This is a genomic window from Paludibaculum fermentans (genome assembly GCF_015277775.1).
In the GTDB taxonomy this organism is placed as follows: domain Bacteria; phylum Acidobacteriota; class Terriglobia; order Bryobacterales; family Bryobacteraceae; genus Paludibaculum; species Paludibaculum fermentans.
Genome location: NZ_CP063849.1, coordinates 6092397 through 6112922, shown reverse-complemented (window position 1 = coordinate 6112922; position 20526 = coordinate 6092397). Strand labels below are relative to the sequence as shown.

The 20526-nt window shown below is 62.6% G+C and carries 13 protein-coding genes and 1 pseudogene; 10 read left to right on the top strand and 4 right to left on the bottom strand.

Annotation, left to right across the window (positions count from 1 at the left end; all coding sequences use genetic code 11):
• The first annotated feature begins 140 nt into the window (after positions 1–140).
• The 7 genes from IRI77_RS24035 to IRI77_RS24005 all read left to right on the top strand — a co-directional run bounded on the left by IRI77_RS24035 (position 141) and on the right by IRI77_RS24005 (position 13087).
• Positions 141–1775, top strand: coding sequence for a hypothetical protein (locus tag IRI77_RS24035; protein ID WP_194447542.1), 1635 nt, complete (start codon positions 141–143; stop codon positions 1773–1775).
• A gap of 122 nt (positions 1776–1897) precedes the next feature.
• On the top strand, positions 1898–3541 hold the full coding sequence (locus IRI77_RS24030) for a hypothetical protein (protein ID WP_194447541.1): 1644 nt from the start codon (positions 1898–1900) through the stop codon (positions 3539–3541).
• Positions 3542–3735: 194 nt separating this feature from the next.
• Positions 3736–5379 (top strand): hypothetical protein, encoded by a 1644-nt coding sequence (locus tag IRI77_RS24025; RefSeq protein WP_194447540.1) that lies wholly within the window; start codon positions 3736–3738, stop codon positions 5377–5379.
• A gap of 194 nt (positions 5380–5573) precedes the next feature.
• Entirely contained in the window at positions 5574–7214 is a 1641-nt protein-coding gene (locus IRI77_RS24020) for a hypothetical protein (protein WP_194447539.1), read from the top strand.
• A gap of 172 nt (positions 7215–7386) precedes the next feature.
• Complete coding sequence (locus tag IRI77_RS24015; RefSeq protein WP_194447538.1) at positions 7387–9060, top strand: hypothetical protein; 1674 nt, start codon at positions 7387–7389, stop codon at positions 9058–9060.
• 239 nt (positions 9061–9299) lie between these two features.
• The gene (locus IRI77_RS24010) at positions 9300–12113 is read left to right on the top strand and encodes a hypothetical protein (protein WP_194447537.1); all 2814 of its coding nucleotides are present in this window, start codon (positions 9300–9302) and stop codon (positions 12111–12113) included.
• Between the two features lie 194 nt (positions 12114–12307).
• Positions 12308–13087, top strand: coding sequence for a hypothetical protein (locus tag IRI77_RS24005; protein WP_194447536.1), 780 nt, complete (start codon positions 12308–12310; stop codon positions 13085–13087).
• Between the two features lie 275 nt (positions 13088–13362).
• Here IRI77_RS24005 and IRI77_RS24000 read toward each other — a convergent pair whose 3' ends face one another.
• The 3 genes from IRI77_RS24000 to IRI77_RS23990 all read right to left on the bottom strand — a co-directional run bounded on the left by IRI77_RS24000 (position 13363) and on the right by IRI77_RS23990 (position 15564).
• Positions 13363–13545, bottom strand: a complete 183-nt coding sequence (locus IRI77_RS24000) for a twin-arginine translocase TatA/TatE family subunit (RefSeq protein WP_194447535.1) — start codon at positions 13543–13545, stop codon at positions 13363–13365.
• A 111-nt stretch (positions 13546–13656) separates the two neighbouring features.
• Positions 13657–14688 (bottom strand): serine/threonine-protein kinase, encoded by a 1032-nt coding sequence (locus IRI77_RS23995; RefSeq protein WP_194447534.1) that lies wholly within the window; start codon positions 14686–14688, stop codon positions 13657–13659.
• Between the two features lie 471 nt (positions 14689–15159).
• The gene (locus tag IRI77_RS23990) at positions 15160–15564 is read right to left on the bottom strand and encodes an MliC family protein (protein ID WP_228486290.1); all 405 of its coding nucleotides are present in this window, start codon (positions 15562–15564) and stop codon (positions 15160–15162) included.
• Between the two features lie 244 nt (positions 15565–15808).
• On the opposite strand from IRI77_RS23990, the gene IRI77_RS23985 reads away from it, so the two are divergent.
• Positions 15809–16381, top strand: a complete 573-nt coding sequence (locus IRI77_RS23985; RefSeq protein ID WP_228486289.1) for an ECF-type sigma factor — start codon at positions 15809–15811, stop codon at positions 16379–16381.
• A gap of 4 nt (positions 16382–16385) precedes the next feature.
• On the opposite strand, the gene IRI77_RS23980 is transcribed toward IRI77_RS23985, so the two are convergent.
• Positions 16386–17660: a carotenoid oxygenase family protein gene (locus IRI77_RS23980; protein WP_194447532.1), complete on the bottom strand. Its 1275-nt coding sequence runs from the start codon at positions 17658–17660 to the stop codon at positions 16386–16388.
• Between the two features lie 210 nt (positions 17661–17870).
• Here IRI77_RS23980 and IRI77_RS38700 point away from each other — a divergent pair.
• Both IRI77_RS38700 and IRI77_RS23975 read left to right on the top strand, forming a co-directional pair.
• Positions 17871–18224 (top strand): annotated as a pseudogene (locus IRI77_RS38700) (winged helix-turn-helix domain-containing protein); the annotation flags it as partial.
• A 219-nt stretch (positions 18225–18443) separates the two neighbouring features.
• Complete coding sequence (locus IRI77_RS23975) at positions 18444–20192, top strand: hypothetical protein (RefSeq protein ID WP_228486287.1); 1749 nt, start codon at positions 18444–18446, stop codon at positions 20190–20192.
• The last annotated feature ends 334 nt before the right edge of the window (positions 20193–20526 follow it).

The following is a 20526-nucleotide window of genomic DNA, read 5'->3' as shown; positions in this document are numbered from 1 at the left end:
GGGAAGGCGCTCCAGCGGGACTCTGATGTCATTGATAAGACGGTAGATATCGGTTGATTGCGAAGTCACCTCGAAACCATGGTCCTGTGCGGCCGAAGCGCGCACGATAGGGTCAGCAAGGTTATCAAAAAGAGGAACAGATGCGGACTTCGATTCGACTCACCATTCAGGCGGCAGTGGCCGTGCTCAGCCTCCATCCAGGCGTTCAGGCGGCCCATTCGCACGATTTCAACGTGTATGTCACCAGTGTGGCTCAGGCGCCCAATGGCGGTTTGTGGATTCAAGTGAACGATACGGTCAACGGCGGCCGGACCGTGGCCACCGGAGGGGCCCCGCTGTATGAGAACGTCAACGCGGCCGGCACCATCGTGGGTGTTCCGGGGAAGAACGGATATTGGGTGATCTCGAAGAATGGCGACATCTACGCACGCGGCGAGGCGCCGGAGTTGTGTGAGGGACACCTGTCGAAGTGCTCGGGATTCCCGGTGACGCCCAATGACAAACAGTACGTGACCCATGCCGCGGCGACACCCGATGGGCGGGGTTTCTGGGCACTGGGCCGGTCGGGCCAGGTGTGGACCGCGGGGACGGCGGCGTTCCACGGCGACGCGTACGAGGACAAGCATGTGGCGACGGCGATCGCGGCCTCGCCATCCGGCAATGGCTACTACATCCTGAAGACCGATGGCGGGGTGCATGTGCGCGGCGACGCGATGTTCTTTGGCTCCACGGGGGGCCATTACACACGGGACTATACGGGGTTGGTGCTGAGCCGGACCGCGGGCGGGACGGTGAATGGGTACTGGATGCTGGAAGAAGACGGGGGCGTGCACACTTACGGCGATGCTGTCTTTCTGGGTTCCGGCGGCGGCAAAACTCCGCGCGCCACATCGATGTTCCCGGTGGACGGCGGCGTGCGCTATGGGTGGGTGACCTATGACGGGAAGTTCGAGTTGTCCACGTCGTATCGGCGGGGCCCGGTGACGACGTCGGAGCACGACCTCAGCCCGGTCTGGACGCTGCAGGGCGATGTGGACGAGCCGGGCGCCGAGTTGCATGCATTTACCCTCGGGTCCGGTCCCGTGGACAGTTGGATCTTCTGGCCGGTGAAGTGGATGGGAGCGCCGGTCTACCAGTTGCGGCATGAACGCAACGGGCTGTGCGTGGAGGCCAGCGGCGCCCGACTGGTGCAGGCCGTCTGCCACGCCAACTTCAATGATTCCGTGGCGCAGGCGTTTCGGCTTTACGCCGGGGCGGGCGAGAACATGTACCTGGCGCCGGCCGAGCGGGCCCAGTACTCGATCGCGAAGATGCCGGGGCGGTCCCGGCTGGAGATCTCCATCACGGACGCCACGGTGTGGCGCACGCTGAACACGACGACGGTGACCGCCGAGGGCACCGGGGCTCAATGGCAGACGGGGGGCTCGGCAGGCAACCTGACGACCACCGGCGCACCCGGGATCCAGGCGCCGCCCCGGAAATGGGTGGTTGCCACGACGGCCCCGGTTCCCAACTCGACGGTGCGCTTCGTCAGCATGGAAACCGGCCATTGCGCGGAGTTTAAGTGGAACACCACGACTTACTACCTGTATCAATCCCTGTGCCAGGCGGCGGTGCAGCCGCAGACGTTCCGGTTGGCGCCCGATGGCGTAAATACATACCGCATCAACGTCGCCTTCGTGGATAACTTCGGCGCGGCGCCGGCCAGCAACGGCGGGGTGATGTTCACGGTGGCCAGCAGGAGCTGGCGTATGGAACTCAGCAATCTGCCTTAGGACGCGGTCAAACCGGCAATGCTCCGCAGGCTTGGGTTGCGGATGCGACTGGTGTGTGGAGGCTGCGGATTGCAGCAAAACAGGCTCAAAACAGCTCAAAACGTGCAAGAAAGACTACAAAAATGACACCAATTCGACTGATTCGTAGCGCGATTGCCCTGGTGGCGGCGGCGGTCGCCTTCAGCCCCCAGATTGGCGCGGCTGATCACTATGATGGCAATCTTTACGTCACCAGCGTGGCGCAGGCCCCCAATGGGGGCCTCTGGATCCAGGTGAACGACAAAGTGAACAGCGGCAGGACGATCGTGTCGGGCGGGGCTCCTGTGTTTGAGAGTGTCGATGCGCCCGGCAGCATTGTGGGCGTTCCGGGCAAGAACGGCTACTGGGTGATCTCGAAGCGTGGCGACATCCACGCACGGGGGGAAGCTCCGATGCTTTGTGAGGGGCACCTGTCGAAGTGCAGCAACTACCCTGCAAGTCCGAGCAGCATGAATTACATCAGCCATGCGGCGGCCTCGCCGGACGGCGGGGGCTTTTGGGCGCTGGGCTATGACGGTCAGGTGTGGACGGTGGGCACAGCCCAGCCCTACGGCGACGCCCGGGGAGAGGCTCATATCTATGGGACGGCCATTGCGCCGACTCCCAGCGGGAAGGGCTACTACATCCTGAAGAACGACGGCGGCGTGCATGCCCGGGGCGACGCGGTGTTCTTCGGATCCACTGGTGGCCACTTCAACCGCAAGTACAACGGCCTGGTGCTGAGCCGGACGGCGGGCGGGACCGTGAACGGGTACTGGATGCTGGAGCAGGACGGAGGCGTGCATGCCTATGGCGACGCGGTCTTTCTGGGGTCCACAGGCGGTAAGAGTTCCCGGATAACCTCTTTGTTTCCAGTGGACGGCGGCGTGCGCTATGGGTGGGTGACCTATGACGGGAAGATCGAGTTGTCCACGTCGTACCGGCGGGGCCCGGTGACGACTTCGGAGCACGACCTCAGCCCGGTCTGGACGCTGCAGGGCGATGTGGACAAGCCGGGCGCCGAGTTGCACGCATTCACTCTCGGGTCCGGTCCCGTGGACAGTTGGATCTTCTGGCCGGTGAAGTGGATGGGAGCGCCGGTCTACCAGTTGCGGCATGAACGCAACGGGCTGTGCGTGGAGGCCAGCGGCGCCCGACTGGTGCAGGCCGTCTGCCACGCCAACTTCAATGATTCCGTGGCGCAGGCGTTTCGGCTTTACGCCGGAGCGGGCGAGAACATGTACCTGGCGCCGGCCGAGCGGGCCCAATACTCGATCGCGAAGATGCCGGGGCGGTCCCGGCTGGAGATCTCCATCACGGACGCCACGGTGTGGCGCACGCTGAACACGACGACGGTGACCGCCGAGGGCACCGGGGCTCAATGGCAGACGGGGGGCGCGGCGGGCAACCTGACAACCCTCGGTGCACCCGGCATTCAGGCGCCGCCCCGGAGATGGGCGGTTGCCACGACGGCCCCGGTTCCCAACTCGACGGTGCGCTTCGTGAGCATGGAAACAGGCCATTGCGCGGAGCAAAGGTGGAACATCACGACTTACTACCTGTATCAATCTCCGTGCCAGCCGGCAGTGCAGCCGCAGATGTTCCGGTTGGCACCCGATGGCGTGAATACCTACCGCATTAACTTTGCCTCTGTCGATGGCTTCGGCGCCGCGCCAGCCAGCAACGGCGGGGTGATGTTCACGGTGGTCAGCAAGCGCTGGGGTATGGAGCTTACGAATTTGCCGTAGGGTTCCGCTCAACTCCGGAAGCTGACTGACCGCTGGCGCGGGAGACGTCAGTGGTGCGCCTAAGCGACTGAATACGCATAAGTTATCGGTTCAGAACGAGTTCATGCGTGTTCCATGGTTTTGAACCGGGAACTCGCCGAACATGGGTCATGTCCGGATCGAACAAAACTCCACAAAAGAAAAGCGATCAGAAAATGCAGACCAATTACTTGAACCGCGCCGATATTACCGCAGTGTTGGCGGCGTTCACATTCAGCTACTCGGCCACTGCCGCCCATCATGATAGCGGCAACATGTGGGTCACCAGCGTCGCGCAGGCTCCTCAGGGCGGCTTCTGGATCCAGGTGAACGACACAGCGCACACCGGCAAGACCATTGTGTCGGGTCCGGCTCCCGTGTTTGAGAGTGTCAACGCGCCCGGCACCATCGTAGCCGTGCCCGGCAAGATGGGCTACTGGGTAGTGACGAAGCGTGGCGACATCGTCTCGCGGGGCGATGCCCCAGCGTTCTGTGAAGGCCATCTTTCCAAGTGCAGCAACTACCCGAGTGATCCGGGCAATAAGAGCTTTGTCACCCATGCCGCAGCCACGCCCGACGGTTTGGGCTTGTGGGTTTTGGGCTATGACGGCCAAGTCTGGACTGTGGGGACAGCACAGCCCTACGGCGATCGGCAAGGAGAGAACAACATCTACGGGTCCGCCATTGTTCCGACGCCGAGCGGCAAGGGCTACTACATCCTGATGAGCGATGGGGGCGTACATACCAGGGGTGACGCGGTCTTCTTCGGTTCCACCGGCGGCCAGTATGGCCGTGAGTATACCGGCATGGTGCTGAGCAAAACGGCGGTGGGCGCAGTGAACGGCTACTGGATTTTGGAGGAAGACGGAGGAGTGCATGCGTACGGCGATGCGCAATTTCTGGGGTCCACTGGCGGGAACACCTCCCGAGTGACTTCGATGTTCAGTTTGGATGGCGGTATCCGCTACGGATGGGTGACCTACAACGGCACGATTGGTTACTCCACGTCGTATCGCCGGGGCCCGGTGTCGACGACGGAGCACGATCTGAGCATGGTTTGGACATTGCAGGGCGATGTGGACAAGCCGGGCGCCGAGGTCCACGCGAAGCAACTGGGAAGCGGCCGGGTGGACAGTTGGATCTTCTGGCCGGCCAAGTGGGGAGGGCTGCCGGTGTATCAGTTGCGGCACGAGTTCAACGGCCTGTGCCTGGAAGCCAAGGGAGACCGGTTGGTGCAGGCAGTGTGCCAGGCCAATTTCAACAACTCCGGGGCACAGGCGTTTCTGGCCAGTTCAGGAGGGGACGACAACATGTATGTGTCGCCGGCTCAAAACGGATATCAGGCGATCGTCATCAAGCCGGGCAAATCGCTGCTGGAGATTTCCATGAGTGGGAGTACGCAGTGGCGCACGCTGGCCACGACGACTGTCACCTCCGAGGCCACCAGAGGGCAGTGGTACACGTCAGGCGCGGTGGGCGACAAGACGCACCTGGGCGTACCGGATCTGCAGACGCCACCGCAGAGATGGGTGGTGGCCACGACGGCTCCGGTTGCTGGCTCGACGGTACGGTTCGTCAGCATGGCGACGGGACACTGCGGGGAGTTCAAGTGGAGCGGCACGGCTGACTACCTGTTCAACGCCACCTGCCAGATGGGGGTGCAGACTCAGACGTTCCGGTTGGTGCCTGATGGTGGAAATGTCTTCAGGATCAGCATTGCCTTTCACAGTGGGGTTGGCGCCGCGCCGGGCTTCACCGGCGGGGTGATGTTCACGATGGCGAGCCAGCGGTGGGTGCTGGACCTCACAGATTCGCTGTAGGGCACCTCGCCACGGTAGCCTTCCGGGCACCCTGTGAGGCGACCGCCATTGGCGCCTGTAAGCAACTGAATTTACGGCGGATACCGGTTGATGTCGAGTTCAACTCCGGTCCATGGCTTTGCCGCCCGGGTTGGCCGAATATGGGGCAGAAGAGAGTTCCACAAGAGATTGAAAGAGCAGGAAAGGTCAGAGAAATGATAACGAGTCAACTGATCCGGATGGTAGTTCCCATGGTGCTGGCGGCGTTTGGGTTGAGCCATGCCGCCAAGGCTTCGGATTACTACGATGGCAACGTCTTTGTCACCAGCGCCGCGCAGGCTCCCAATGGCGGCTTCTGGATTCAGGTGAACGACACCGTGAATGGGGGCAGGACCATTGTATCGGGAGGAGCCCCGGTGTTTGAGAGCGTGAACGCGCCCGGCACGCTGGTGGCGATTCCTGGCAAGAACGGCTATTGGGTGATTACCAAGAAGGGCGACATCCACGCACGGGGAGAGGCGCCACTGCTGTGCGAAGGGCACCTCTCGAAGTGCAGCAACTTCCCGAGCAATCCCGGCGCCAACTCGTACGTGACTCACGCCGCGGCCACCCCCGATGGCGGGGGGTTCTGGGCCTTGGGTGATCACGGCCAGGTGTGGACAGCCGGAACAGCCGTGCCCTATGGTGACGAGCGGAGTGACACCTCGACTGTCGGGACTGCCATCACGCCGACTCCGAGCGGCAAAGGCTACTACATTCTGATGAGTGACGGCGGCGTGCATGCCCGAGGTGACGCGGAGTTCTTCGGGTCTACCGGTGGCCACTTCCACCGGGAGTACAACGGCCTGGTGCTGAGCCGGACGGCGGGCGGAGCGGTGAATGGCTACTGGATGCTGGAACAGGACGGCGGCGTCCACGCCTATGGCGATGCGGCCTTCCTGGGATCCACGGGAGGCAAGGCTTCGCGGGTCACGTCGTTGTTTCAGGTGGATGGCGGTATCCGGTACGGTTGGGTGACCTATGACGGCAAGATCGGGCTGTCCGACTCGTACCGCCGGGGGCCGGTGACGACTTCTGACTACGATCTCAGCCCGGTGTGGACCCTGAATGGCGGTGTGGACAAGCCCGGGACGGAGTTGCACACGGCGACGCTCGGGTCCAGCCGCGTGGAAAGTTGGATCTTCTGGCCCATCAGGTGGAACGGAACGTACGTCAACCAGGTGCGCAACGAACGCAATGGCATGTGCCTGGAGGTCCGCTCGGATGTGCTGGTGCTGGCGGCCTGCCAACAGGATCTCCTCAAGATGAAGCCACAGGCATTCTGGATCGTGGACGGCGCCAACGGAACCTTCTGGGTGGTCTGGGCCCCACACCCGCAGTACTACCTGGTGAAGGAGGAAGGGTCACGTCTGAGGCTGCTGACCGCCGGCAACGGCGAGTGGCGCACGCTGGACGTGACGACGGTCACATCCGAAGCCCCGGGTGCGCAGTGGCACACGTGGAACGCGGTGGGCAACCAGACCAGCACCAGCGTGCCGGGACCCGAGACGCCTCGTCAGAACTGGGTTGTGGCGGCCACCGCCCCGGTTCCGGGTTCGACGGTCCGGTTCATCAGCATGGAGACGGGGTACTGCGGGGAGTTCAAGTGGTTGGACGGGGCGCATCACCTGTTTCAGTCCGTGTGTCAGCCTGCCGTGCAGCCGCAGACGTTTCGCCTGATGGAAGACGGCCCGAAGGCTTATCGCATCAACATCGCGTTCAGCGACTCGGTGGGCGCCGCGCCGGCCTGGAACCACGGGGTGATGTTCTCCGCGGCGAGCGTGCGCTGGATCATGGACCTGAGCAAATTACCATAGCGGGCGGTACGGAGGGCGCCGTCTCGCGGGTATGTGATCGGCGCCCGTAAAGTACTGGAAACACGCAACATATTGATTCAGCTCGAGACCCTCTCCAGACCATGGCCGGAAAGCGCGGAGTCGCCCACGATAGGACCAGGAAGCAATCCAAAGACTTCGAGAGAACAGGAAAATGAAGACGATTTATCAGACTCTATGCAGACTTGCGGCGCCCCTGGCGCTGGCGTGGTTGACGCTGGCGCCGATGGCGCGGGCGTCAGATTATGGCGGCATGGTTTGGCTCACCAGCGCGGCGCAGGCGCCTAACGGCGGCATCTGGCTCCAATTGCAGACCGGTGAGGACTCCGGCAAGACCCTGGCGATTGGAGGCGCGCCCGCATACCCGAGTGTGGACGAGCCTGGCACGGTGGTGGCCGCTCCCGGCAAGTCGGGCTACTGGGTGGTGACCAAGAGGGGCGTGATCCATGCGCGCGGCGAAGCTCCCGAGATTTGCGGCGGGCGCCTGTCGAACTGCGCGGGCTACCCCATGGATCCAGGCCAATATGAGTACGTGACGTCCGCGGCGGCCACACCGGATGGACAGGGGCTGTGGGCGCTGAGCTATCGAGGCCAGGTGTGGTGCGCGGGGACCGCCAAGCATTTTGGGGACGCCGTGGAGGGGTTCGATCTGATGGGGACCACGATCGCGCCGACGCCGTCGGGCAACGGCTACTACATCCTGAAGGACGATGGCGGCGTGCATGCCCGGGGGGACGCGGTGTTCTACGGTTCCACCGGCGGCGCGTTCAAACAGGACTACACGGGGCTGGCGCTCAGCCACACGGCGGGCGGCGCGGTGAATGGGTATTGGATGCTGAAGCGGGACGGCGGGGTGTTCAGCTACGGCGACGCCACCTTCCTGGGGTCCACGGGCGGGAACAGCCACGAAGTGAATTCGCTGTTTCTCCTGGACAACGGCGCCCGCTACGGGTGGGTGGAGCGGAATGGCACGATTGGAATCTCCGGTTCCTACAACCGGGGCGCCATCACCTCGACCACCGGGGGGACCACGACGCTGTGGCATCAGAAGGGTAAGGTGGACCAGCCGGGCGCCGAGTTGCATGCCTTGCCGGCCGGCACCGGCCGCGCGGACTCCTGGATCTTCTGGCCGGTGAAGAAGTCGGGGGTGACCGCCTACCAACTGCGCAACGAGGCGAACGGACTCTGCGCGGAGTTGAGGAACTACGAGGTGTCGCAGGGGCCCTGCCAGGCCGACGTGCAGAACTCGCAGACGCAGGCTTTCTGGCTGGAGTACACAGGCTCCTACTTCTACGTAGTGATGGCGGACATGCCTCGGCTCGCGGTGACGGCGCTGCCCGGCTCCTCGCGGCTGATGTTGATCGACAAGACCACGTTCCCGCCTAGCCAGGTGTACCGCTGGAAAATTCTGGAATCGACGTCGATCGCGGCGCTCGATTCCGGAGTCCAGTGGCTGGCGGCGGATGATGCGGATGGCGCGGTGTCGGCCGCCTCGGGCACCTCGGCAGGCGGCGCGGCGCAGAAGTGGCTGGTTGCGCCAACCGGCGAGGGGCCGGACTGGCCGGTGAAGTTCATTGACGCCCAGTCCGGCCGTTGCGCCGAGGCGCGCGGGGATGGCGGGCGCTACCGGTTGGGGTTGGCGGCCTGTGCGGAGGCTTCGGCGGCGCAGAGGTTCCAGTTGCGGGAGGCGGGCGCGGGAGTCTTCCAGATCGCGCCGGTGGGCAGCCGGTTGGCGGCAGCGGTATCCACGACATTGCCGGGCGAGGTGGAGTTCGTCCCGGCCGCTCACAGCACAGCCTGGCGGCTGGATTCCGCTAGGAATCGGTAAGTGCTGGAGCAACCCGCGGGGTGCCAGGGGCTGATCTGCACAGTCCCTTGGCACCCGCGGGCCTCTCCCCACCCTGATCGCGTGGCCCCTGTTACCACCGCGGGTCTACCCGTAGCCGGCGGCTGAGACTGCTGCCGCGGTGATTGTCTGTCAACCCCTGATAAGAACCCTCCAGCTACTGTCCCCCTCCCTGTAGGGGGCGCTGGATAGCGCCTGGCCTGAAGAAAGGAAAGAACTCCATGAAATCGATATCCTGGGCCTCCTCCGGCATCTCCGCCTTTTTGGCTCTCACTTCCCTGGGATGGGCGGCATCTCCCCCCCCTCAGCAGGCGCGTAAATCGCCACTGCTGGTGGTCACCAGTCCAAAGCGGAACGCCACACTCGACGGTGTGACCGTGCGAGTATCCGCCCAAATCAGCCCGCGGGCGACTGAATCGACATTTGGCGCCACGTTGAACGGCAAGGACATCACCGCCAGGTTTGTGCGGAGTTGCAGCGGCAATCCAATCACGTGCACCGAGTCGGCTGCGCTGAGCAAGGTGGATGGGTTGCAGGAGGGACGGAACGTGGTGCGGATGCGCGTGCGCGAGTGGGGTGGCGAGTATTCCAACGTGCGGGCCGCGTTTACCTGGAGTCTCCTGGGGGATCCGACCGCTTCCCCCACCGTCTCCTCGGCACAGCCGGACTTCAACTTCACCACCCTGACGCCTGGCGGCCATCAGGGCGGCTCGCAGCCCTGGTTCCAGATCAGCTCTAACGCCTTCTCGGCAGGCAGTCCGAGGACGTTTCCGTCGAACCCGATCTCCTGCACCAACAGTGTGTACCTCCTGGTTGAGGTGGACCGTCGGACGTTAAAGGAAGTCAAAACGACGTGCCTGGCGTCGCCGCAAGTGAGCTCGGCGCTGGCGGCGATTCCGTCGACGTCGTTCGCCGTCTTTGGCAGTCTGGCCTACATCAACGCGGACTGGAGCAACCTTTACCCGCAAGCGATCGGCGGCAGTGATTACCGGAAGATCGGAGATCAAGAAGCCCCGTGGACCTACATGATGCTGGGGATGGGGAAGTCCGGCTGGGGCCTGGGCGTAGAGTCCTACAACACGGGCTATGAGTTGGATCCGGCCCAGCAGGCTCAGGTGAACGGCGTGCTGACGATGAACGCGCACGGCCTCTATGATTTCCACCCGACCAACAACGCGATTACGCACGTGGATGCGGTGAACAAGACGATTCAGATCGACGGTGTGACCTACACGCCTCCGGCTGCAGCGGCGAACCTGAAGGCAGGGTTCTGGGTGCTGCCCATTTCGCGGCGGACGTTGACTCCGGTGCAGGAGCCCGAGTGGGACAACTCGCAATGCCCAAAGTTCTGTGGCGCCGTCTACGATGCGGACAATTTCGAGAAGCTAACGTCGATGACCGTGTACGTGAGCAATATCTCGTGGCGGGATCTGATCTACGTGGTTGCCTGGGGAAAACAGCCCGGCCTGAACTCGATCGCCTTGGTGACGGACCAGCAACCCTACACGATGTTGAACCAGATGGGCATTCCCTCCTATAGCCTGACGTCGATGACCGATCCGGGTTCGGTGCTGGCCGGGTTGGTGACTCCTGACCCGGCGGTCGGGGCGCGGCTTCCGAACCGGCAGGCGCTGGTGTCTTCGACGCCCAGCACGAGTGGCCAACTGGGGCAGATTTCGGCGGTGTTGATGCGCGACATGTACGATTTGTACCGTCCGGTCAACGGCGTGCAGAATAACCTGTCGGCTGACGGTGATCAGGGGCCGGCATTTATCGACCTGAGCTTCCTGAAGACCCTTTGGCAGCCCTCCACGCCCTGGCCGATGATGGATACGCCCGGCCGGGTGAACGCCTACCAGTACCTCAGCTACAAGATCTTCCACAATTTGTGGGCAGCAGACCAGCAACCGACCTCCGCGACCACGGATATTCGCGGGATTTATGGCGAGCCTTCGATCAACGGGGTCTTCGGCGGAGTGGATCCCACGGACTTGACGAAGTATCCGTATCCTTCGGGTGGCACCTTTACGAATCCGGACAACGGAGCGATCTACAGTTTCAGCCAGCAGGACATGACCGACGTGGCGCAGCAGCTTCAGGCGGAATTCGCCGCGATGGACCGGGTCGTCCGCTTGTACGGGTCCGAGCGCCCCGGCCTGCGGGACGCGCTGCTGGACACGGTGATTCCGCATATGACCAACGAGCTCAGCCTCGCGCTGGAAAGTGGGGGCAACGGCCAGACTCAACTCTCTTTCCGCATGAATGACGTGATGAACTGGGGAGCCTCAATGGCCAACGTCACGGGAATACTGGCGTCGGACACCAATCAGGACTCCTTGTACGGCATTCTCAGCGGCTTTATCCACGCGATGAGTTCCTCCGGCCTCCTCGATCCACGAAACGACGGCATCCCCGACTACACGGTGTTTGCCAATGCGGCAGCCGTGCCTGCCAATTTCGCCACTTACCTGCAACACCAGGATGAGACCTATGACGCGGTGTTCAGCACCCTCGTTCAGGACTGGCCCAAACTCAACACCATGAGCCTGAATGTCGCGTTCGAGGACAGCCAGGTGGATAAGGTCGACCAGGTGATGCAACTGGGGGCGAAGCGCTACTTCACATCGGCGCTGCTGACCGGGACATATCAGCTCGACAGCTACTACGGCCGGGGGGAGACTCTGCCGAGCCAGGTCGGAGCCTGGGGGCCCCTGGATATCAGCCATCCCGTCAGGAAGTGCGAGGCTCTTTACGATGACAGCTTGAACGTCTGGGGTGTGTTCCCGGCGCTTAGCTCGGCCACGACGGGCGGGAATGACACCTTCTTTCTCACGGGCGAGATCACGAACAACTATGACACGACGATGAAAGAGAAGATGCCGCCGGCGCTGTATGGTCAGATCCTCTTCCTGCCGGATGCCGCCACCGGCATACCTGGTTTGCCCAAGGATGTCTGGTTTGCACTGGGGCCGGTGGGATTGCGTAACCAGGGCGACCTGCCGCGATATTCCAGCTCTGGTAATTGTACGCGGTAGCGAGCGGAAGGGTTCATTTTGAAACACGACCGGGGGCCTGTCGGGCCCCCGGTCTTTTTGTGCGTAGAGGGGACCCCAGTTGAGCGGGGCATCGCCTTCGATTTTTCTTTGCGACGCGGCGAAAGGATTCACTACTGGAAGCCCCTCTTGTTATAGCGGCGCTGCCGCAGATGGTTCGAGGAGGGCTTACGAGTATGAGTTCGAGTTCGCGGACGGGATTGACGCGCCGGATCTGGCTGGCAGCCGCGCCCGGAATGCTGGCGGCGCCCGCGTTGCTGGCTCAATCGCAAGCGGAGCAGTCCGCCAGAAGCGGGAAGCGGCGCCGGGAGATCATCAAACACTTCGACTTCAGCCAGGGCAGCGGCGGCGTCCTGGCGGGATTCACTGACTACCACCTGCAGACCGCGGACCTGAACTTCCTGGCCGAGATTCGTGAGCTGCCAAAGGAGCTGAACGTCTTCTCGCGGAACCGGCGCGCCTTCTACCTGTCATGCAACAATCGCCCGGATGATATTTTCATGTTTCTGAAGGTGCCGCTTACCGCCGCGGATGGTGTCGAGCAGGATCAACGGTACAAGGTCAGCCTGCAATTCGAGGTCGCATCGAACTCGACCAACTGCGCGGGCGCGGGCGGCAACCAAGCCAACGTCTTCCTGAAAGCAGGCGGTACTGCCGTGGAGCCGGTGCCGCTGCTGATTGGGGAGTACGTTTCGATCAACGTCGACAAAGGGCAACAGTCGGAGGGCGGGGAGGACCTGGGGGTGATCGGCAACATCTGGAATGGCCAGGAGTGCGAACCGGACCCCAAAGACCGGAAGTGGGTCATGCTGCGACGCACGTACGACCATCCGAAGCCGGTCACAACGATCCACGAGCAGTTGTGGATTGCAGTCGGCACCGAATCAGGCTATGAGGCGGTCACCGGGGTCTACTACTACTCGATCGATGTGAAGCTGACTCCGCTCGACAAGTAGGACCGAACGGGCAGCAGAGTGCCGGGCTCGAGCTCTTCCAACCCGTGTCGCCCAGACAGGAGGGCTGGAAGCGCAGCGACGCCTACTCCGGGCATGGGGGTCCTCTCCGTCCCAGCGTGGAGCCCGCAGTGGGGCAGTCCTGGCACCCTCTTTGGACGCGAAAGCAGCCCGGCGCCTTCGAGGGCTGCCGGGCTGCGTTGCGCTACGGAGAGGAGAACTCGCGGTGCTCATCGTGAAGGCTTAGGCCGAGTCCACGGCTCAGCGCACCGCCCGCTTCAGCTTGCCGATTGCTTCCTCTCGTCTGCCGGCACGAGTTGCTGATCCTCGCGCAAAGCGTGTTTGAAGTTCCTGAGTCCGTCGCCAAGACCCTTGGCGAGTTCGGGGATTTTCCTGCCGCCAAACAGAAGGACTGCGACGGCAAGAATGAGCACTAATTCCATGGGACCGATACTGCGCATCTGGCTGGTTTCCTTTCATTCCATCGTTCCGGCGTTCCGCCGTCACACTTCTATAGGGGGCGCCCAATCGCAGAATCTGATCAGGCCGACCTAAACAATGCCGGGGATCGCCTAGTCCAACAACGGCGTTGGGACCGCACTGGAGGTACGGCCGCCGGCAACCGAGAGGCCCCGCCAGATGGCGTGCACGGGTCTGGAGACCCAGGCGGCGGCGCAGCTCAGGATGGTTTCCACGGCGGGCCAGAGGGCCGGGGCGCCCACCGCGGTGTACGCCAGACGTTCGAGCGATTCTGTCACCTGGACGGCGGTGGGCCGGTCGGCGGCCTTCTTCCTCAGCATAGAGAGGATCAGAGCATCGAGCTGGCGGTGGATGGCGGGGTTCCACTTCGAGGGTGGCTCGGGTGCGTCTTCCACAATGGAGGTCATCGTGTCCCAGGCGGAATCGCTTTCGAATGGGCAGCGCCCGGTGATCATCTCGTAGAAGACGACTCCGAGGGAGAAGATGTCGGTTTCGACGCCGACGCGGGGGGCGCGGCACTGTTCCGGGGACATATACCGCGGCGTGCCGGAGGTCTCCTCCCATTCAGCCTCGTGGGTGGAAGAGTGCGCCATGCCGAAGTCGAGTATCTTCACCAGGCCGTCCGGCCTGACCAGGATGTTCTCGGGCTTCATGTCGCGATGGGCAATGCCGGCGGCGTGCGCGGCCTCCAGTGCCTTCGCCGCCTGTCTCCACACGGGCAGACATTCCCGGAGGTCCAGAGGGCGGCGCATCATCGACCGGAGCGGCGTGCCAGGCACATACTCCATCGCGAGAGCGGTGAGCCGGCCGGAACGGACCACCTCAAAGATCGTGACGATGTTCGGGTGGCTGAGGGCCGACGCGGCGCGTGCTTCGCGGAGCAGAGAGCCCAGGGCATCGCCCTCGCCTGCCCCCTCCGTGTTCAACACCTTCAGGGCGACGTTGCGGCCCAAATCGCGGTCGATGGCGGAAAAGATCTGGCTGGTGGCGCCGCGTCCGATCTCTCCGGTGGCTTCGTAGCGTCCGAGTTGGGAGCCCACGCCGAACTCCGGAGCCGGTTCAAAATCCGCCGCCAGTTCCAGGACGAGGCTCTCCAGTTCAGCATCCAGATCTTGACCTGACACGAAACTAAACCGGTCGCATTCCGGAAGATCTGCCACCTGGTGCGCCAGATCCAGAATATGAAGCCACTCTGCGTCGCCAATTGCCTGCATCGTTTTTCCCTCGAAAGCGATTCTGCGCCGGGCGGCACTTGGCTTCCATGCGTGGGAGGGGCTTTTTCCATGATTCTCTGCTTCGCACCTAACATTCAGATAATAAACAAGATATTTACCTAGATGCGCAATGATCAAAACGAAAAGATACAGAATGCAACCTTGGTTCAGGGACTGGATGATTGGACCCGCCCGAAATGTTCTGGTCCGGTACATAAATAAGGATGGAGCTTGTCCCCAGGAAGGGAGGATGTCCGAGCGCGGGTGGCGGCCTAGGGCGGGCGTGTTGCCGCCCAGAATGAGGAAGCCGGCCAGACCCTCACCTGTCCTCCAGGAAAGTTGGGATCTGGCCGGCGATAGAGGAAGCGCAGTTGCGGGGGACTATTTCCGGGTGACCGGCTGACAAACGGACTTGTCTTTCTGGGCGGGAGAATCCAGATAGAGGGTCGCGGAGCCTTTCGCTTCCCACCATATATACTGCTGGGCGGCGTAGCGGGCGCCCGAGGCCGACGAAACATTGGCGAAGATCAGGAGGCCGCCCAGGATGGGTACCGTGGCGAGGTTGTTGCCGCTGCCGTTGATGTACTCAACGTCGAAGGGGACGGCGGGGAGACCGATTTTGACCGCACTCGCGTCGCAGCTGTACTGCACGACCTTGCGAGAAAGCAGTTTGGATCCTGGCAGGGTGACGACCAGGTCAGTTGCGGAGGCCAACGTGGATGCAAGCAGCATCCCCAGCCACAGGACTATCGGCCGGCGGACGCCGGCATGGGCAGAAATAATCATTTTCCGTATCTCTCTGTCCACTACTATGCGGCCCGCAGCAGCCCGGGCCAAGTGAAAGCGAGTGAGCGTTGGATGTTTTGTTTATGATTGTCCAACCTGCTGAATCATAATGATTTATTGCTCGAGGTGATCGCCCGGCCGAACGTGGTGGGCGCAATCTGTCCAAACCAGTACGGATCATGCTGCTGCCGGCCGGAGTTCCCCGCCGGGCGGTTTCCCCGTCCATTTGCTATATTCTGTTGTCGTGGCCCGGAATTCTGTTCAGGACATCGGACCTCTCATGGCTGCCTTCCGGCAGGGCGACAGCGTCGCGGGCGCGAAGCTGATCGAGGTCTTCTACCCTGAGCTGAAACGGATGGCTGCCTCGAAGCTGCGAGGCGAACGGCAAGGGCATAGCTGGCAGCCGACGTTGCTGGTCAACGAGCTGTACCTCCAGTTGGTGAAGATCAAAGCGCTCCAACCGGACGACCAGGACCGACCTAACGACCGAGCCGCCTTCCTCGCGCTGTCGGGGCAGATCATGAAACGGCTGCTGATCCACCACGCGCGTCCCCTCTCGGCCAAGGCCCAGAAGGTGCCGCTTTGGGAGGATGTGAAGTGTGTGGACGACGGCGGGCTGGCCGAGGTGGAGTCGCTGCTCTCGCGGCTCGACGCCATGAAACCCATGCTTCGGGCCATCGTGGAGATGAAGGTGTTTGAGGGCCGGACCTCCGCCGAAGTTGCCGCCGAACTCAAATGCTCTCCGATTACTGTCCACCGCTACTGGCAGTTCGCCAAGCGTTGGCTGAAGGAAGAGTGGCATCCAGACGCCGGCTGAAGCGTTAGGACGCATCCGGGTGCGGCACCCACGAGGCGTGGCATCCCGCCGGCACCCGGCACGGTAGCTGAATTTGGGCCAAAGGCGGCGCGTACAGGTTCTGTGCGTCATAGATGCGCAAGCTGGTCCGGTCCTGTAGTGCATTGAAAACAATTGCCATCAGGTACCCCTCGCCCTCATTGCCGGCATTCCTGGCCGGGACAAACACAGGCTCCCCCACAAACTCTCCGGGGGGCAGGGTGTGCACCGTGCGGCTGGCCGCTTTGAAGTCATAGCGGGCAAAGCCCTCGAAGCTGCCTTCCGCCGGTTGTTCGCCAGGCCGCGTGTTCCGGAAAGCAGTGTATCCGAACCGGTTCTCCCGCATGGCAAAGCGGTCGTCGATGCGCGGAAACTCACAGGCACAATCGTCAATCTGCTCGTCTATGATGGTCCGGTTCTCCAAATTGATGCGAAGGCGGCGGAGTTCCGCTCCCACCGGCGGCGCGCCTTCACGCCACGAGGAATACCATGGCAGCTGGAGTTCGATGTAGCGATCCTTCTCAAAGGCATTCATTACATGGAGGTGGAAGAATGGCCGGGTCTCGAACCAGCGGATCCCCTGTTCCGTACCTCGGCGTGGAATCAAAGCCACGGCTGTGCCCATCACCGGGCGCCAACGGGGGGCTGGATCCTCCAGGACGAAGGGAGAGACGATGACGACTATGTAGTTTCTGGTGACGGCGATATCGTGGATCGTGGAGGGCCACGGGCTGTCGAAACTGAGGATTCTCGCCAGTTTGCCGGTGGGATCGACGGTCAGGCAGTCCAGCCGGCACTCCCGCGTTTCGTTGGCCAGCAGGATCATCTCCCCGGTTTCGGGGTCCAGTTTGGAATGGGACAACATGCCGCCCGGAAATGCGGTCTGGAAGTCATTCGGCCCCAGCGTGTGTAAACCCCAATCCAGGCGATAGGGCCGGCCGGCGTCGCCCATGGCCAGCAGGTGGCCGGCGTGGGCGACGATCCGGCTGTTTGCCGGATGTGCGCCGGCGGAGGATTCGGCGAGGGGATGCCCCGCGGCCCGTTCCGCCCGGTACTCCTCTGTCCGCACCCAGCGGTTTCGATACCGCGCCGCGCCATTCTCAAAATACAAGGCATGAACCTTGCCCGCACCTGTTGCCGGAAATCCGGAGCCGGCGGGATGGAAGAGTGACGTTGGGCTGTTCTTGAGGAAGACGCCGTTGAGCCCGTTGGGGATCTCGCCCTCAATCGATAGGTTCGTCGCGTCCAGTTCGACTGACACCGGCGCATTCGGTCTGTAGGGAAGTGGATCGGAATTCGACCTGGATGGGATCCTTACGCTTAGTTTCATGATTAGCGCCTCCACTAGTTGGGTGGGGAATCCGGGCACGAAACTAATCAGCAAATGTGACGAAGTTGCAGAAATGTCGCCAGAGGCGTCCGTCCCTGTGTCCGCGCCGGGAGCTCGGTGGATCCCAGGCGGCAGGATCGAATGCATGCCTGCTGGCGCATCTGTTACAATCCGGACCTAAAGCAGCCCACCTTGGATCCAAAACCAAAGGAAATGATTTACCAGTTCGGAAACTTTGAGCTCTCGACCAGAGCGGGAGAACTCCGAAAGGGTGGTGCGGTCCTTCGGCTTCCCCCGCAGCCTACCCTTGTCCTACTCCGGTTGGTTTCACGGAGCGGCGAACTGGTCACGCGAGAGGAGTTGAGGCAGGAGATCTGGAACGATAACACTAATGTAGACTTCGAGCTCGGAGTCAATCGCTGCATCCGCCGGATCCGGGCGACGCTCCTGGACGATGCCGACTCGCCGCGCTACATAGAGACGGTACCCCGCGTAGGGTACCGTTTTATCGCTCCGGTTCGATGCATTCCGGAACCGCAATCGGACGCCTCGCTCCCTGCTCCAAAACAGGCGGGGCATGAGCCTGACACGGCGGTGGCAGAGGCCGGCGAAGCCGATTTAGCAGCGCGGCCAGCGCCGGATGCCGGGGAACCTCGGTCCGAGCAGGGGGAGCAACCCCGATCTTCCCCGCTTCCGCAGGCCAGGTCGAGGGTCATGTTGTGGAGTGCGGTTGCACTGATATTCGTGGCGGCGGGGTACGGCAGCTACCGCTGGTGGCGCGGCCAGGAGGTAGAGCTCAGCGCTAATTACACGGTGCTGCCGTTCACCAGCGATGCCGGGATCGCGGCGGGTCCGTCGTTTTCGCCAGACGGACGGGAGATCGCCTACTGCTGGAACGGCACGCATCAGGACAACTTCGACATCTATCTTAGGGAGACTGGATCGCAACGGGTGAGGCGGCTCACCAGTTCGCCTGAGGCCGACTACAGCCCGGCCTGGTCTCCGGACGGACGGTCCATCGCGTTTTGCCGTGGCAGTGGGCATGAAAACTCCGCCATCTGGCTGATTTCCCTGGCCAACGGAGCGGAAAGGAAACTGGCTGAGCTACAGTGGGATGCCGCGCCCGGCAGCCGCTACCTGACGTGGTCTCCCGACAGCAAGCGCATTGTGTACGCAGGCAGCGCGACCGATGAACGGGTGAACGGGCTTTTCGAGCTCGACGTGGCCACGAGCTCGATCCAACGGCTGACCTCCGCCCAGAGGGGCGCAACGGATCTTCATCCAGCCTTTGCCCCGGATGGCCGCCGAGTGGCGTTTGCACGGGATATCGGAAGCGGCGTAAGCCGGATCTGGATTCTCCCGATGAAGCAGGACGGCGGAGCAGACGGCGATCCCGTGATGTTGGAATTGCCGGGTTTCGAGAGCGCCACTTCCTCACGCCCCGTGTGGACGCCGGACAGCCGCTATCTGGTCTTCTCCTCGAACCGAATGGGCCAGGCTGCCCTCTGGCTGGTGCAACCGTCGCACGGCGCCAAGCCCAGGTCATTGGCCGCGCTGGGCGCGGGCAACATCGACGCCGCCATCTCCTCCAGAGGCCAACTCGCCCTGGTTCGGCAGCATCTGGATGTGGATATCTACCAACTCGACGTTGATCTTCTGCGGAGAGGCCTGTCGTCAGCACCAAAGCCGGTGCTGAACTCAACGCAGATGGAGTCGAATCCGCAGGTGTCTCCGGACGGCTCAAAAATCGCCATGGAGTCCAATCGCGGGGGCTTCCGCGAGATCTGGACGGCGAATACCGACAGTACTAACCTGACCCAGGTGACTAACCTGATGAACCCGATTTCCGGCTCGCCCGCGTGGTCCCCGGACGGACGGAGAATTGCGTTCGATTCCCGGGTGGGCGGAGTCCCTGGGATATATGTCGTGTCCGCACAGGGCGGCACGGCCGATGCACTGACGACCGCCGAAACCGCAGGGGTGGTGCCAACCTGGTCGCCGGATGGCGCCTGGATCTACTACAGTTCCGGCCGAAGCGGCCGCTCTGAAGTCTGGCGTATCGCTTCCACAGGAGGAGCTGCCAAGCAGGTCTCCCAGAACGGCGGTTTCTCGCCGGTGATCGCCCACAACCGGTTGGTCTATGCCGCAAACCAAGCTCGCGTCACCACGCTGCGGGAACTCAACCTGAATACCAATGAGGAGACGAACCTGGCTACGGAGGTGATGCGCCGCGACTACTGCCCCTCCGGTGATGGGGTCTATTACATCGGGCCAAGCGCGTCTGGCCGGTATCCCCTCAAGTTTCTTGCCTCAAACCTCAAGCCTGCCCAGAGCATCTTCGAATTCACCGCCCAGCCGGCGGAGGGCATGAGCCTGTCTCCGGATGGCCATGTGCTCTACTACGGGCAATCGGAGAAGTCAGGTTCCGACCTTCTTCTAGTGCAGGATTTCTGGAAGAACTGAAAGCGCCGGTCCGGCTCTCCTGCTGAAGTTCGAATTCCCGCGACCATCGTGGGCAGGAGTGCCCCAGAGTGCCGCTCCAGACCGAAATCCGGATGCACGGTGCCGGACCGCCGCCGCCGTTAATTGTCCCTGCCCGAGGGAGAGTCATCCCTCGCCCACCTATTGCCGTACGCGTGCATGATCACCAGGGTTCCGCCGTGATCGCCATCCCCCTTTTTTTCAATGTGATAGCCGAGCATATCTTTCACACCTGCAAATCACCACTCACTCATTGATCCTCACCTCCCAGTCGCCCGATTCTGGTTGGCGTCCAGCGCGGAGGAACGCAAGACGG

Coding starts and splice junctions, on each gene's coding strand:
- IRI77_RS23975 (WP_228486287.1), top strand. CDS start 18,444: ATGTTGTGGAGTGCGGTTGCACTGATATTCGTGGCGGCGGGGTACGGC.
- IRI77_RS24030 (WP_194447541.1), top strand. CDS start 1,898: ATGACACCAATTCGACTGATTCGTAGCGCGATTGCCCTGGTGGCGGCG.
- IRI77_RS24005 (WP_194447536.1), top strand. CDS start 12,308: ATGAGTTCGAGTTCGCGGACGGGATTGACGCGCCGGATCTGGCTGGCA.
- IRI77_RS24020 (WP_194447539.1), top strand. CDS start 5,574: ATGATAACGAGTCAACTGATCCGGATGGTAGTTCCCATGGTGCTGGCG.
- IRI77_RS24010 (WP_194447537.1), top strand. CDS start 9,300: ATGAAATCGATATCCTGGGCCTCCTCCGGCATCTCCGCCTTTTTGGCT.
- IRI77_RS23990 (WP_228486290.1), bottom strand. CDS start 15,564: ATGATTATTTCTGCCCATGCCGGCGTCCGCCGGCCGATAGTCCTGTGG.
- IRI77_RS24025 (WP_194447540.1), top strand. CDS start 3,736: ATGCAGACCAATTACTTGAACCGCGCCGATATTACCGCAGTGTTGGCG.
- IRI77_RS24000 (WP_194447535.1), bottom strand. CDS start 13,545: ATGCGCAGTATCGGTCCCATGGAATTAGTGCTCATTCTTGCCGTCGCA.
- IRI77_RS24015 (WP_194447538.1), top strand. CDS start 7,387: ATGAAGACGATTTATCAGACTCTATGCAGACTTGCGGCGCCCCTGGCG.
- IRI77_RS24035 (WP_194447542.1), top strand. CDS start 141: ATGCGGACTTCGATTCGACTCACCATTCAGGCGGCAGTGGCCGTGCTC.